1 rRNA gene is annotated in these 348 nt (G+C 50.9%); it reads right to left on the bottom strand.

Features of this window, described 5'->3' with window-relative positions:
- Positions 1-348, bottom strand: a 23S ribosomal RNA gene (locus tag AAZR23_RS20770); the annotation flags it as partial.

Below are 348 nucleotides of genomic sequence, written 5' to 3' on the forward strand. Positions count from 1 at the left end.
TCGCCGGGGTTCTTTTCGCCTTTCCCTCACGGTACTGGTTCACTATCGGTCAGTCAGGAGTATTTAGCCTTGGAGGATGGTCCCCCCATATTCAGACAGGATAACACGTGTCCCGCCTTACTCATCGGACTCACAACACCAGTGCTTTCAGATACAGGGCTATCACCTGCTGTGGCCAGCCTTTCCAGACTGTTCTCTTAACACTGATACTGATTAAGGTCCTGGGCTGCTCCCCGTTCGCTCGCCGCTACTGGGGGAATCTCGTTTGATTTCTTTTCCTCGGGGTACTTAGATGTTTCAGTTCTCCCGGTTCGCTTCATTACCCTATGTATTCAGGTAATGATAGTG

It is taken from the genome of Morganella sp. Je.2.23, assembly GCF_051129855.1.
GTDB lineage: Bacteria > Pseudomonadota > Gammaproteobacteria > Enterobacterales > Enterobacteriaceae > Morganella > Morganella sibonii.